This window comes from Allobosea sp. FW305-C-101, assembly GCF_058783685.1.
This window is the reverse complement of sequence record NZ_JBYSYT010000002.1, coordinates 555189-568270: the sequence shown is the minus strand read 5'-3', so window position 1 is coordinate 568270 and position 13082 is coordinate 555189. Positions and strand designations below refer to the sequence as shown.

At 67.3% G+C, this 13082-nt stretch carries 12 protein-coding genes; all 12 read right to left on the bottom strand.

Translation table 11 applies throughout. The features are described 5' to 3' along the window. Positions 1 to 121 precede the first annotated feature (121 nt). The 12 genes from AC3WMA_RS10240 to AC3WMA_RS10185 all read right to left on the bottom strand — a co-directional run bounded on the left by AC3WMA_RS10240 (position 122) and on the right by AC3WMA_RS10185 (position 12993). Positions 122 to 820, bottom strand: coding sequence for a rhomboid family intramembrane serine protease (locus AC3WMA_RS10240; protein WP_492285263.1), 699 nt, complete (start codon positions 818 to 820; stop codon positions 122 to 124). Positions 821 to 828: 8 nt separating this feature from the next. Beyond that, positions 829 to 1410: a cob(I)yrinic acid a,c-diamide adenosyltransferase gene (locus AC3WMA_RS10235; RefSeq protein ID WP_492285262.1), complete on the bottom strand. Its 582-nt coding sequence runs from the start codon at positions 1408 to 1410 to the stop codon at positions 829 to 831. 58 nt (positions 1411 to 1468) lie between these two features. Then, positions 1469 to 2065 carry an acyloxyacyl hydrolase gene (locus AC3WMA_RS10230; protein ID WP_492285261.1) on the bottom strand — a complete coding sequence of 199 codons (597 nt, stop codon included), beginning with the start codon at positions 2063 to 2065 and terminating at the stop codon, positions 1469 to 1471. Positions 2066 to 2220: 155 nt separating this feature from the next. Next, the gene (locus AC3WMA_RS10225; RefSeq protein ID WP_047578113.1) at positions 2221 to 2409 is read right to left on the bottom strand and encodes a twin transmembrane helix small protein; all 189 of its coding nucleotides are present in this window, start codon (positions 2407 to 2409) and stop codon (positions 2221 to 2223) included. A gap of 72 nt (positions 2410 to 2481) precedes the next feature. Beyond that, the gene (locus tag AC3WMA_RS10220; RefSeq protein ID WP_492285260.1) at positions 2482 to 3762 is read right to left on the bottom strand and encodes a glycosyltransferase family protein; all 1281 of its coding nucleotides are present in this window, start codon (positions 3760 to 3762) and stop codon (positions 2482 to 2484) included. A gap of 149 nt (positions 3763 to 3911) precedes the next feature. Next, positions 3912 to 4709 carry a polysaccharide deacetylase family protein gene (locus AC3WMA_RS10215; RefSeq protein ID WP_492285259.1) on the bottom strand — a complete coding sequence of 266 codons (798 nt, stop codon included), beginning with the start codon at positions 4707 to 4709 and terminating at the stop codon, positions 3912 to 3914. Further along, entirely contained in the window at positions 4706 to 5845 is a 1140-nt protein-coding gene (locus tag AC3WMA_RS10210) for a glycosyltransferase family 4 protein (protein WP_492285258.1), read from the bottom strand. The genes AC3WMA_RS10215 and AC3WMA_RS10210 overlap by 4 nt, the downstream gene beginning before the upstream one ends. Positions 5846 to 5875: 30 nt before the next feature. Beyond that, entirely contained in the window at positions 5876 to 7063 is a 1188-nt protein-coding gene (locus AC3WMA_RS10205; protein ID WP_492285257.1) for an ABC transporter permease, read from the bottom strand. After that, positions 7060 to 8058: an ABC transporter permease gene (locus AC3WMA_RS10200; protein WP_257735331.1), complete on the bottom strand. Its 999-nt coding sequence runs from the start codon at positions 8056 to 8058 to the stop codon at positions 7060 to 7062. The genes AC3WMA_RS10205 and AC3WMA_RS10200 overlap by 4 nt, the downstream gene beginning before the upstream one ends. A 6-nt stretch (positions 8059 to 8064) precedes the next feature. Continuing rightward, complete coding sequence (locus tag AC3WMA_RS10195; protein WP_492285256.1) at positions 8065 to 10026, bottom strand: ABC transporter substrate-binding protein; 1962 nt, start codon at positions 10024 to 10026, stop codon at positions 8065 to 8067. Then, entirely contained in the window at positions 10023 to 11900 is a 1878-nt protein-coding gene (locus AC3WMA_RS10190; RefSeq protein WP_492286087.1) for an ABC transporter ATP-binding protein, read from the bottom strand. The genes AC3WMA_RS10195 and AC3WMA_RS10190 overlap by 4 nt, the downstream gene beginning before the upstream one ends. Before the next feature lie 28 nt (positions 11901 to 11928). After that, positions 11929 to 12993 carry a polysaccharide lyase family 20 protein gene (locus AC3WMA_RS10185; protein WP_492285255.1) on the bottom strand — a complete coding sequence of 355 codons (1065 nt, stop codon included), beginning with the start codon at positions 12991 to 12993 and terminating at the stop codon, positions 11929 to 11931. Positions 12994 to 13082 lie beyond the last annotated feature (89 nt).

Here is a 13082-nt window from a genome sequence, read left to right as displayed (position 1 = left end):
TGCCTGACGGCAGGACAGCGGCATCGCGGCCCTCGGCTGGAATGCGCTGGGACCGTAGCGACGCCCGTTTGCGCTTGTCAACGTCCGTCCGGGCCCGACTCGGGGGCAAAACAGCGCGGCTTCAGCCACGGGCGGGCTTGCGCCCGAACAGGGCGATGCTGCGGTGCACGAAGAGCGGGGTCAGCGCGGCGCCCGTCGCCAGCCCGCCGAGATGGGCCCACCAGCCGACATTGCCGTCGGCGCCGAGCAGCGCGGAAGCCGCCTGCAGCACGATCCAGCCGCCGAGCGCATAGAGCGCCGGGATGTGGATCGGAATCCAGTTGAAGGCGAGGCCCCAGATCCGGACCTGCGGATAGATCATCAGATAGGAGGCGATAACGCCGGAGATGGCGCCCGACGCGCCGATCAGCGGCTGCTGCGAATCCGGATACAGGCCGGCATGGAAGAGCGAGCCGCCTAGCCCGCAGAGGAAGAAGAAGGCGAGGAAGCGAGCATGGCCCATCGCATCCTCGACATTGTCGCCGAAGACCCAGAGGAACAGCATGTTCCCGACGAGATGCGCGACATTGGCGTGCAGCAGGATATTGCTGAACAGCGTCGCCCAGGCCGGGACATGGGCGAGGCCCTCCGGCAATTGCGCCGTCCCGAACAGCACGGAGGGAATCATGCCGAAGCCGGCCATGATCGCCAGCTCCGCGTCCTGGCCGGGCCAGAGCTGCAACACGAGCTGCAAGGCGAGGCTGGCGCCGATCAGCCCATAGGTGATGTAGGGCGTTCGCATGAAGCGCAGCGGCACGCCGTCATGCAGGGGGACGAACATGGCTGAACTCAGCGATTCCCGCCGGGCACCCAGAGCACGTCGCCGGCTGCCTTGGCATTGAGGTAGCGGGAGGCGACGAACAGGAAGTCCGAGAGGCGGTTGATGTATTTGAGGGCTGGCGGGGCGACCGTTTCGCCCTCTGTCGCCGCGAGCTCGGTAATCAGGCGCTCGGCGCGGCGGCTGACGGTGCGGGCGAGATGGAGATGGGTCGCGGCCGGCGTGCCGCCGGGCAGCACGAAGGAGCGCAAGGGGGCGAGATCGGCATTCAGCTCATCGATCTCGGCCTCGATCCGGTCGACCTGGGCCTGGACGATGCGCAAGGGCTCGAAGGCGAGAGGCTTGTCGGTCTCGGGCGTCGAGAGATCGGCGCCAAGATCGAAGAGGTCGTTGCTGATGCGGCCGAGCATGGCATCGATCAGAGCATCTTCCGTTGCCGCATGGAGGCGAGAAAGGCCGACGCAGGCATTGGTCTCGTCGACGGTGCCATAGGCGGCGACGCGGAGGTCGAATTTCGGACGGCGCGGGCCGCTCGTCAGCCCGGTCGTGCCGTTGTCGCCGGTGCGCGTGTAGATGCGGTTGAGCTTGACCATGCCACGCTTATAGCGCGGCCCGGGCCGGACGGAAGCGCGTTTCCGGCGAGGCTGGGCGTCAGAAAGTATAGCCGAGCCGCGCGCCGATATTGGCGGGGCCGCGATTGCCCGTGCCGGGCTTGTCGGAGCAACCGACAGTGCTGAAATGCTCGAGCGTGGTGACGAGGCTCCAGCGGTCCGAGAGCCGGAAGCCGAGCGCGGCGGCCTCGCGCGTGCCGGTGTTGCAGCCGACCGCGAGGCGATTCTCCGGGATGACCAGGCCGGTCTTGCCGTCGTTCAGCGCGGCGCCGAAGCTCGCCTCGACGAAGACGTCGCGCGTCACGTCGAAGGTCCAGGTTGCGCCGGCATAGGCATAGCGCGTGCCGTTGAGATTGACGCTCGCGCCCATGTTGAAACGCGGGATGAAGGCTGCGGCGATGCGGTCGCTCAGGGGAATGAGGCGCGGCGACAGCAGGTCGGCGCTCAGGTTCGGCAGGCCGCTCTCCCGGCCGCCGGGATTGGCGAGGCCGGCACCGACGCGGGCTTCCCAGGCAGGGGCGGGCGGTTCGGTGGCGGGAGCGTAGCTGGAGACACTGCCGGAGAGGGACCGGGTCTGCGCGGTAGCGGCAGAGGCGGCCAGGCAAACGGCAAGAAGCGGCAACGCGACGCGAACCATGGGCCTTCGAGGGTGAGCGGGTGAAGAGGCGTTAGTGAAGCACACATACTCGTGTCCGGAATGTGGCAAAGCCCGGCAATCGGGGCTTCCGTCCACAGCCGCGCAAGTCGCGTGTTGCTTTGATTTCAAAGGCTTGCGCGCAGTGTCGCAGGCGCTCAGCCGTTGCGCCACCACAAGACGATGACGATCAGCACGATGGCGACGAACTGCAGGATGACGCGCAGGCGCATTAGGCGCTGCGAGGTATTGGCGCTGCCGCCGCGCAGCATGTTGATCAGCCCGAGCAGCAGGACGACGGCGACGGCGCCGACCGCGACGGACACGAGGGTGTTCGAAAACGTCATGGCGAAACGCTTAGGCTGGTGCGAGGGACTTGGCCAGCGCCGTGATGCGGCCGGCGTGGCCTGAACCGTGGGTCAGCTCGTCGCAGCCGTCTGCGCCAGCGCGCGGCCGCGGACGGGCATCGAGAGATCGCCGGCGAGCGCGCGGCTGATCGAGGGCAGGCCGTCGAGCAGGTCTGGCACGAAGGCCTGCGACGGGGGCGGGCGGCGCGGCAGGGCATGGAGCGCTGCCGCCATCACGCGGGGATCGCGCTCGCCCTCGCCGGTCTGCGAGGGATCGTAGAGGACATCGACCAGCTTGAGCTCGTCGGCGCGGCCGGCGCGGATCGCCTGTTCGAGGCGCGGCCGGACGCGCGGCACGATCAGCGCCGGTTTGTCGAAGGAGAGGATCTCGCAGAACGTGTTGTAGCCGCCCATGGCGACGACGCAGTGGGCCCGGTTCATCAGCAATTCGAGGCGCGGCTCGAAGCCGAGGCCTTCGAGCTTGGGATTGCGGGCGATGCGCTCGGCGAATTCCTTGCGCTTCTCGCGCGACATGAAGGGGCCGAAGACGATGAGTGCGGGCAATTCGATCGTCGGGTCGGCCTCATAGGCGGAGATCACCCAGTCGATGACACCGGCGCCGTCGCCGCCGCCGCCCGGCGTGACCAGGATGAAGGGCTGCTTGGTGATGCGCGGATAGCGGTTCGGCGGCATCGGGCTCGGCACCGCGCGCTTGAGATAGCCCATGTAGCGCAGCTTGTCGGCGAAGCGGTGCTGGTCCGGCAGGCCGGTCAGAGGCTGATAGACGTTGTCGAGCCCGTAGACGAAGATGTCGTCATAGACCGTGTCGAGTGCTTCCAGCGCGCCGTTGCGGCTCCATTCCTCCAGAACCGCGGCGGGTTCGTCGAGCACGTCGCGCAGGCCAAGCACGATGCGGGCGCCGCGCCGGCGCAGGATGTCGAGCGAGGGCTTGAGTTCACCGCGCAGGCCGACCGGCTCCTTGTCGACGATGACGACGTCGGGATCGAAGGAGAGCACGGTCTGCTTGATGATGTCGGCCCGCAGGCGAATGGTGTCGTCGAGGTCGAGATTGAGATGATGCGGCTCGTAGCTGCCGTCGCTCTGCTTCTCGACGCCGGGAATGCGGACATAGTCGACGCCATCGCCGAACTGGAAGCTCGAGATCACCGACGAGCCGGAGACGATGATCACCGAGATATGCGGGAAGCTCGCGATCAGCGCGTTGGCGATCGCGCGGCAGCGGCGGATATGGCCGAGCCCGAACGTGTCGTGGCTGTAGATCAGGACGCGCGGAGCATGCGGGCTACGCGGCGCGCGCTCGGCGCCGGCGAGGTCGACGACGTTTGAAGGCATTGGAACGTCGCCCCCCGGAAAGGCCAGACGACCTCTTGGCGAGGACGAACGCAGTTGAAAACTCTGGAGCGATTATAACTGGTCGCCGGGGACGATCCAAGCCCGTCGGAGCACCGTCGGACGCGATAATCCGCAGGCTGCCGATCACGTCATCGCAAGCCGGCAACACCGTCCGGGGAGCGTTCGGACGGTGCGATAAGTCGGCAGGGATCGGTCATGCGCACCGCCGGGTGGGCGACAGCGGCGCCCAGGATATCGGAGAGGGCGGACCAAGCCGTTTCGTCATGGTCGCGATGGTGCAGGAGCAGGCCGAGCTCGATGTCGCCGGCCTCGCCTTGTCGCCTTTCCGCCAGGAGGGCGACGATCTCGCCGAGGATGTCGGGCGTCGAGCGGCCGATGCGGCCGCCATGCCAGTCCATGATGTCGACATGGGTATTGAGCAGACGCGGCCCGCCGTCGGCCCCAAGGCGATAGCCGCGGAAGCAGGACAGGCCGGCGAAGCCGAGCGCTTCCAGACGCGCTGCATGGCTCTGGGCGATGCGGTTCCAGGGCGGCACGAAGATCGGCAGGGTGGCGTCGCCGAGGAGATCGTGCAGGCGCTGACGGCCGCGCGCGATGTCGGCGTCGACATCGGCCGCGGCGCGCTCCACGCCGAATTCCGATTTCTTGCTGCCGGCAGGGGCGTGATTGTGGTGGACCGCGCCATGCTGGCAGGGCCGCAGCAGCGGCATGCCGTGCAGCGCGGTCGCCAGTGTGGGCTCGGCCAGCAACGGAATGACCGCGAGCAGGACCGGTGCCGCGAAGCGCTCGGCCAGATCCGAGAGACGGTCGAGCGCCGGGCTCGGCGCCACAGCGTCGTCATCGCGCAGCCAGAGGCCGACCGTTCGGCTGGATGCGCTCCAGCGGTCGAGTTCGAGGGTGAGCGCCTGCCAATGCGGGGCAGTCATGGCGTGGCTTTCCCGGGAGACGATTTCAGCTTGGCGCGACGGTTCCGGATGGCCAAAGCGAGGCCTTCCGCCAGTCTTTCGGCGGCGCGTGCCGGTGTCCGTTCTGTGAGGATGAAGCGGCGGGCGGCCGCGCCCATGCTGTCGCGCAATGCCTTGTCGCGCAGGAGGGTCGTCAGCGCTGCGGCCAGGGCCGCTTCGTCATGCTCCGGGACGAGCAGGGCGGTTTCGCCTGCCCGCACCGTCTCGGAAACACCGCCGCTGTCGAAGGCGACGACCGGCAGGCCGGCAGCCTGGGCTTCGAGATAAACCAGCCCATAGGCCTCGCCGATGCCCGGCCAGATGAAGATGTCGTGCCGGGCAAGCGCAGCCTGCGTGGCCTCGCGGTCGAGCTGGCCGCGCCAGCTGATGCGGTCCGCGGGCAGGTTCGCGAAGGCGGCGCCGATCTCGGCATGGCAAGGGCCGTCGCCGATGATGCTCAGCGTCCAGTCCTCGCCGCGGCAGCGGTCGAGGATGCGGGCAAGGGTGAGATAGCTCTTCAGCTTGGCGCCGTCGCGCATCATGGCGACCGTAATCAGGCGCGGCGTGCGCGATGGAACGGCTGGCCTGAGAGGTTCGGGATCGATCGCGACGAAGGGAGGGAGGGGGAGCAGGGTGGTTCCTTCGCTTCGCCAGGGTTCGAGCCCCTGCCGGTCGCGATCGGTGAAGTAGAAATGGACATCGCCAGTGGCGAGCGCCTGCCGGGTGACGGCCGAGTGCGCGGCCCATTCGCCATTGGCACGCCGGGTCGAATCGCTGGATTCGGCGGTGACATAGGGGATGCCGAGCGCCGTCGCGATCCCAGGGCCGAGGAAATCCGGCGAGCGGTAGTAGTTGTGATAGGTGAACCAGAGATCGGGCCGCGGCTTGCCCGCCCTATAACCGGCGAGCAGGGCGTCGCGCAGTCGGGCGGCATCGGCTGAAGCGCTGGCGAAGCTGGCGGGATCGGCTTCGCGAAAATAAGTCCTGGGCGCTCCGATTGGCTCGACGACATGGCCGAGGCTTTCGAGCCCCGCCACGAGCTGGCGCGCCATGCGGCGGTCGCCGGAGACGCCATCGTCCCCGAGCGGGTTGAGCGGTGTGTGGAACGCGATGCGCAAGGCGGTCTTCGTGGCGGTGCTTGTCTGACGTCAGCGATAGGGATCGGCCGCGTCGCGCAGGCCGTCGCCGAGGAAGTTGAAGGCGAGGATGATCACGATCACCGGCACGACCGGATAGAGCAGCCAGGGATAGAGCGCCACCACATTGATGTTCTGGGCCTCGTTGAGCATCACGCCCCAGCTGGTGATCGGCGGTCTCAGGCCGAGCCCCAGGAAGGAGAGCGCGGTCTCGCCGAGGATCGTCTTGGGGATGGTGATCGTGGCCGAGGCGATGAGGTGGCTCATGAAGCCGGGCACGAGATGCAGCGCGATGATGCGCTTCGGCTTGGCGCCCATGAGCTGGGCCGCGACGACATAATCCTCCTCGCGCAGCGAGAGCAGCTTCGAGCGCACAGAGCGGGCGAGCCCGGTCCAGTCCATCAGGCCGAGGATCACCGTGATGCCGAAATAGACCAGGAGCGGGCTCCAGGTCGGCGGCAGGATCGAGGCCAGCGCCAGCCAGAGCGGGATATGCGGCAGCGACTGCACGATCTCGATGATGCGCTGGACGAAGAGGTCGATGCGGCCGCCATAATAGCCGGCGATGCCGCCGATGATGACGCCGAGCACGAAGGAGACGGAGACGCCGAGCAGGCCGATCGAGAGCGAGATGCGCCCGCCATAGAGGATGCGGGAGAGCATATCGCGGCCGAGCCGGTCGGAGCCGAGCCAGAAGAAGGTGCCGTCCTTGGGCGGGCAGACGAGGCGGCGGTTGCCCGGGATCAAGCCCCAGAACATGTAGCTGTCGCCCTCGCAGAAGAAGCGCAGCTTCTGCGGGCGCGTGGTGTCCACCTCGTACTCGCGCTTCAGGTTCTCCATGTTGAGGCGCATCGTGTAGGGGTAGACGAAGGGGCCGATGAAGCTGCCTTCGTGGAAGAGATGGACGCTCTGCGCGGGGGCCCGGATGAAGTCGGTGTTGCGCGTCGTGTAGTGATAGGGCGCGAGGAACTCGGCGAAGGCCGCCATCGCATAGATCACGAGGATCACCACGGCGGAGATGACCGCGAGCCGGTGCTTGCGGAACTTCCACCACATCAATTGCCATTGCGAGGCGAGATAGACCCGCTCCTGCTCCGGAGTCATCGCCTCCGTGGCATAGGGCTCGAACGGGGCCGTCGAGACCTCGTGCGCCAGGGGGGCGCCGTCCGGCGGCAGATGGGAGAGCGAGGTCGCCTTCACTTGGTCGCGGCTCCCTGCAGGCGGATGCGCGGATCGAGGATGGCGAGCGCGATGTCCGAGATCAGCACGCCGATCACGGTCAGGAAGGACAGGAACATCAGGAAGGAACCGGCGAGATACATGTCCTGGCTCTGCAGCGCGCGGATCAAGAGCGGCCCGGTGGTCTGCAGCGAGAGCACGATGGCGACGACCTCGGCGCCCGAGACGATCGAGGGCAGGATGTCGCCGATATCCGAGATGAAGAAGTTGAGCGACATCCGCAGCGGGTATTTCCGCAGGGCCTTGCCGGGCGGCAGACCCTTGGCGCGGGCGGTGACGTAGTACTGCTTCTGCAATTCGTCGAGGAGGTTGGCGCGCAGCGCCCGGATCATGCCGGCGGTGCCGCCGGCGCCGATGATGATGACGGGAATCCAGAGGTGCTCCAGCACCGACTTGAGCTTGGCCCAGCTCATCGGCTGGTTGAGATAGGCGGGATCGACGAGGCCGCCGATCGAGGTCCCGAACCAGACATTGGCGAAATACATGAAGACCAGCGCCAGCAGGAAATGCGGCACGGCAAGCCCGACGAGGCCGAGGAAGGTCAGGCCGTAATCGCCCCAGCTGTACTGGTGCGTGGCCGAGTAGATGCCGATCGGGAAGGCGACGACCCAGGTGAAGATGATGGTGGCGAAGGAGACCATCATCGTCAGCAGCAGACGGTCGCCGACGATCTCGCGCACCGGGCGCTGGTACTCGAAGGAATAGCCCATGTCGCCCTGGAGCAGGCCCGCGACCCAGCGTACATAGCGCTCCACCGGCGGCCGGTCGAAGCCATATTCCTGCTTCAGGAACTCGATGCGGCTCATGTCCGCCTTCTCGCCCTGGGCCTGCATCTCGGCCGCGAGCGTCTCGAAATAATCGCCTTCGGGCAGGTTGATCACGGTGAAGATCAGCGCGCTGGTGACGATCAGCGTCGGGATCATGATCAGGATGCGCTTGAGGATGTAGCGGAGCAGCACGGATCAGCCTTTGGTCTCGGCTCGGTCGAACCAGAAGGTGTCGGGCATGTAGCGGCCGATGAAGGCGCCGGGCTCGAAGCTGTAGAGGCCCTTCTCGGGCACGTTGCGCAGGTCGCGCGAGACGACGATCGGCTGGAGCGTGCTGTTGATCACGCCGATGGTGAAGAGCTCCTCGGCGTTGAGCGCCAGCATTTCGCGCCAGATCGCCCGGCGCTGGTCGCGGGTCGAACTCATGCGCCATTCCTCATAGAGGCGGACGAGCTTGTTGGCGGCGGGCAGGGCCGGACGCTCGCCCTCCTTGCCGTTGCTCTCGACGAACTGACCCCAGCGCGGCCACTGGAACTGGGCCGAGGAGGTCGGCGCCAGCGCGTCGGGCTCCATGTCCGAGGTGACCAGCGCATTGTCCATGCCGGCCCAGGCCGACATCACGGTCTGGCCGGCGAGGATGCGGCGGCGGAAGACGTCGCGCTGGGTCGAGCGCGGGTAGATCTTGATGCCGACATCGAAGAAATCCTGCTTGAGCAGGTCGAGGATATCGGTCTCCTCGGTGTTCTCGCCGGCGGTTTCGATGGTGAATTCCAGACGGCGCCCATCCTGGAGCAGGCGGATGCCATCATCGTCGCGCTTGGTCAGGCCGATCTCGTCGAGCAGGCGGTTCGCCAGCGCCGGATCGTGCTGGGTCCAGAGCGAGGTGAAGCGGGGATCGTAGAGCGGGCTTTCCGGCAGGGCGGTGTTGCCGCTTTCCTTGGCGAGCCCGAAGAAGATGACCTTGTTGACGTCCTGGCGGTTGATCGCGACCGAGATCGCGCGGCGGTAGCGGATGTCGCGGTTGAGGTCGCGCCAGACCGGGTCGATGGCGTTGAGGTTCGGAAGCAGGGCGAAATAGGCGCCCTCCGCCCGCTTCCACAGCCGGACGTCGAAATTCATCCGCTTCGAGGCTTCCTTCAGGAAGGTATAGTTGTCGAAGCGGAGATAGCGGGCCTGGAGATCGGCCTCGCCGGCCGCCGTCTTGGCGGGGACGAGCGCGCTCGTGCCGATGGTCAGCGTGACCTGGTCGGAATAGGGGAGCTGCCGGCCGTTTTTGTCGACGCGGTGGAAATAGGGGTTGCGCTCGAAGACGAACTGTTCTGCCGGAAGCGGCGTCGTGTTGCGCCAGGGCTCCAGTGTCGGCAGCTTCGGGTTCTCCGGCCGGTACATGCGCGACAGGCGCTCATGCAGCGCGCCCCAGTCGCGCACGCGGTGCTCCTTCACGCGCTGGGCCAGCTCGTGCTTGGGCGCATGGCGCTCGTGGAACTGCTTCAGGTAGCCGGAGGGCATGAAGATATAGGTCGGCTGCGCGCCCGCCAGCGCCGGCAGGAAGACCGGGTTCGGCGTCTTCCAGCTATAGCGGACCTCGGTCTCGCTCAGGATCTCGAAGCGGGGCGGTTCGCCTGCCGAGAACAGGGCCTGCGGCGGGCCGCCCGGCGAGAGCCGCTTGTTGTTGGCGATATCTTCCCACCAGTAGCGGAAATCCTCGGTGGTGAGCGGCGACCCGTCCGACCAGCGATGGCCCTGGCGCAATCTCAGCGTGAAGATGCGGCCGTCCTCGACATCGCAACTCTCGAGCACGTCCGGCACGAGGTCGAGATTCTCGTCATAGACCATCAGGCGGGTGTAGCCGTAGAGCGTCATCATGCGGATGTCGCGCTGGTCGCCCATCAGCATGCGGATATTGCCGCCATGGCGGCCCTGCTGCCGGCCGAGCGCCTCCAGGTCGATGACGCGCGGGTTGGCCGGCAGGCGCGCGGCGACCGGTGGCAGGGCGCCGGAAGCGACCCGATCCTTGAAGAACGGGCTGTCGATCGCGGTGCCCGAGAAGGGCGCAGGCGCGGCCTGCGCGACGCGGGGCAGGCTCGCTCCGGCGAGCGCGGCGGTGCCGAGCAGTAGCGCGGTGCGGCGGGTCGGGTCGTGGCGGCGCTGCGTCATGGCACCAGCTCCCGGATATCGGCATTGGGCCGCGCCAGCACGTAATGGCCGTCGCCAAGCGGGAGCGGCGCCAGCGCGGCCTCGTCCGGCCCGGTCTTGAAGGCTATGTCCCAGTGGCTGTCGTCGGAGGCGCCGCCGGGCGCCGCCAGCTTGAAGTCGAGCGGGCGATCGAGATCGGCGAAGGGCACGGAGCGCAGCAGCGCGCGGGTGTAGGGATGGGCCGGGCGCGTGAAGAGCGCGTGGCGCGGCGCCAGCTCGACGATCCGGCCATTGGCCATCACGGCGATGCGGTCCGCCATGTAGTTCACCACGGCGAGATTATGCGAGATGAACAGGAAGGTCAGGCCGCGCTCGGCCTGCAAATCCTTGAGCAGGTTGAGGATCTGCGCCTGTACGGAGACGTCGAGCGCCGAGACCGGCTCGTCGCAGATGATCAGCTCGGGATCGAGCGCGAGCGCGCGGGCAATGCCGATGCGCTGGCGCTGGCCGCCCGAGAAGGAATGCGGATAGCGGTTGAGGAAGCGGGTATCGAGCCCGACATCCTGCATCAGGTTGCGCACCCGCTCGTCCTGCTCGGCCGGGTCGCCGCGGCCATGAATGACCAATGGCTCGCGCAGGATGTTCATCACCGTCATGCGCGGCGACAGCGACGAGACCGGGTCCTGGAAGATCATCTGGACGCGCGGGCGGAACTTGCGGAGGTCCTCGCCGTCGAGGCCGAGCACGTCGATCCGCTCGCGCCCGTCATCGAAGACGATCTCGCCGGAATCGGGCGTGACCGCGCGCATGACGATCTTGCTGACGGTGGTCTTGCCGCAGCCGCTCTCGCCAACGAGGCCGAGGCATTCGCCGCGTCGGATGTCGAAGCTGACATTGTCGACGGCCTTGACGCTGGTCTGGCTGCCCTTGCCGAAGAAGCTGCGCGAACCCGTGACATAGGTCTTGTGCAGGCTGCGGACGCTGAGCAAGGGGGCGGCGTCGGCCGATGGTTTCGGCGGGGGCGCGGTGACGGCCGGCCGCGGGCGCGCTTCGCGCAGTGCGACCAGGCGCTCGCCGTCCTGCATGTCGAAATGCGGGGAGGCTTCGAGCAGGGCCTTGAGGTAGGGGTGGCGCGGCCGGCGGAAGATGTCCTCGACCGGGCCGCGCTCCATGATCTCGCCATGGAAGATCACCACGACCTCGTCGGCCATGTTGGCGACGACGCCGAGGTCATGAGTGATGAGCAGGATCGCCATGCCCATCTCGGCCTGGAGATCGCGCATCAGGTCGAGCACCTGGGCCTGGATGGTGACGTCGAGCGCCGTCGTCGGCTCGTCGGCGATCAGCAGGGCCGGCTGGCAGATCAGCGCCATGGCGAGCATGGCGCGCTGGCGCAGGCCGCCGGAGAGCTCGAAGGAATAGAGATCGAAGGCGCGCTTTGGGTTCTTGAAGCCGACGCGCTTGAGCATCGCTTCGATCAGCTCGCGCGCCTCGGCCTTCGGCATCGGCCGGTGCAGGAGCAAGGCTTCCTCGATCTGGTTGCCGATCGTATGGACCGGCGAGAGCGAGGACATCGGCTCCTGAAAGATCATGCCGATGCGCCCGCCGCGCAGCGCCCGGATGCCTTCGCCCTCGGCCGGCAGCGTCGCAATGTCGACGACGGTCTCGGGCGCGAGCGGATCGCGGAACAGGATTTCGCCGCCGGTGACGCCGCCGGCGCGAGGCAGGAGCCCCATGATCGCCTGCGAGATCACCGATTTGCCGGAGCCGGATTCGCCGACCAGCGCGACGGTCTTGCCGGCGGGCACGCGCAGGCTGACGCCCTTCACGACGTCACGGGCGAGGCCGTGGATCGTGAAGCCGATACGCAGGTCGCTGATGCGCAGGATGTCCATGGTCTGAAGCGGCACGTTCCCGAGGCGTCTACGGCCCCTTGGTTTTCCTCACGTCACTAGACGTCGAAAGCGGCGGCTTGCCAATCGCTTTCGACGCTTGCGGCGGTTCCGGCGGGCATTGCCCGATGCGGATGACATCGCTGCAACGAGGGCCGCGCCGGAAATCGTCGTAGCTGATGCTCCAGGGCAGGGGAGCCGGGGCGCGGTAAGGCCCCATCTTGAAATACTGGTTGTCGTCGAGCCCCGGGCCGCCATGCCCTATATGGCCCTGGACGGTGACGATTTGGACGCCGTCGGCGATGACCTCGATATGGCCATCGCCATCGGGGCCGGGCTGCGAGCGGATGACGAAGTCGATCCAGCCCTGTTGCGCCGAGGGCAGGTCGGCATGGTGCGTGACTCGGATGCCGGGTGCGCAGGCATTGAAATAGCTGGGATAATTCGCGACGGTCGTGCCGGTCTCCATGGCGACCAGCGCACGGGTCTGCTGGGCGTCGGTGCGGCTGAGCACCAGCGCCTCGCCGGGCAGGCAGCCCTCGGGGCGCTCGCTGCCGCCGATCGGATAGGAGGGGATCAGGTCGGTCTCGACGGTGATGCCGAGGCGGCCGCGATAGAGACGCAGCGCGAGGAACGGCGAATAGTCGCCGACGGCCTCGGGCAGGATCTCGCGCTTCCACTGCGCGATCACATATCTGCGATCATCCTGGGCAAGCGGATCGTTGAGGCGCAGCGCGAAACCGTACCAGACCGCGCTGCGGAACGGGACGAGCACATCCGGGCGCTCCCAGACCTCGGCCCGTTCGCTGCATCCCACAGCATGCGGCAGGCAGGACGGGGGCGCGATCAGGGTCAGGGCGCCGACACCGCTATAGGGGGCGGCACGATCGAAAATCACGCGCCCGGCGTGCTGTTCGGGATTGTCCTTGTAGAAAAGCCCGCCTTCGGGCGCGAAACCGCCCTGCTCGAAACCGTCGCGCAGGATGCGTTGCGTGGTTTCCGTGCCGGTCTCGGCACGGACCGGCGCCGTCCCGGGGGCGACAAGTCCGAAGGCAACCGCGCAGCCCAGCAACCCCGACGCGACGACCTTTTTCAAGCTTCCCCCACAGACGAACAGCGCTTCCACTTTGCAACGCCGGCATGGCCGCAGCGTGGCGTGCATTGCACTCGGCCGCAACCTCACCA

Coding starts and splice junctions, on each gene's coding strand:
- AC3WMA_RS10215 (WP_492285259.1), bottom strand. CDS start 4,709: ATGACTGCCCCGCATTGGCAGGCGCTCACCCTCGAACTCGACCGCTGG.
- AC3WMA_RS10190 (WP_492286087.1), bottom strand. CDS start 11,900: ATGGACATCCTGCGCATCAGCGACCTGCGTATCGGCTTCACGATCCAC.
- AC3WMA_RS10195 (WP_492285256.1), bottom strand. CDS start 10,026: ATGACGCAGCGCCGCCACGACCCGACCCGCCGCACCGCGCTACTGCTC.
- AC3WMA_RS10230 (WP_492285261.1), bottom strand. CDS start 2,065: ATGGTTCGCGTCGCGTTGCCGCTTCTTGCCGTTTGCCTGGCCGCCTCT.
- AC3WMA_RS10220 (WP_492285260.1), bottom strand. CDS start 3,762: ATGCCTTCAAACGTCGTCGACCTCGCCGGCGCCGAGCGCGCGCCGCGT.
- AC3WMA_RS10240 (WP_492285263.1), bottom strand. CDS start 820: ATGTTCGTCCCCCTGCATGACGGCGTGCCGCTGCGCTTCATGCGAACG.
- AC3WMA_RS10225 (WP_047578113.1), bottom strand. CDS start 2,409: ATGACGTTTTCGAACACCCTCGTGTCCGTCGCGGTCGGCGCCGTCGCC.
- AC3WMA_RS10235 (WP_492285262.1), bottom strand. CDS start 1,410: ATGGTCAAGCTCAACCGCATCTACACGCGCACCGGCGACAACGGCACG.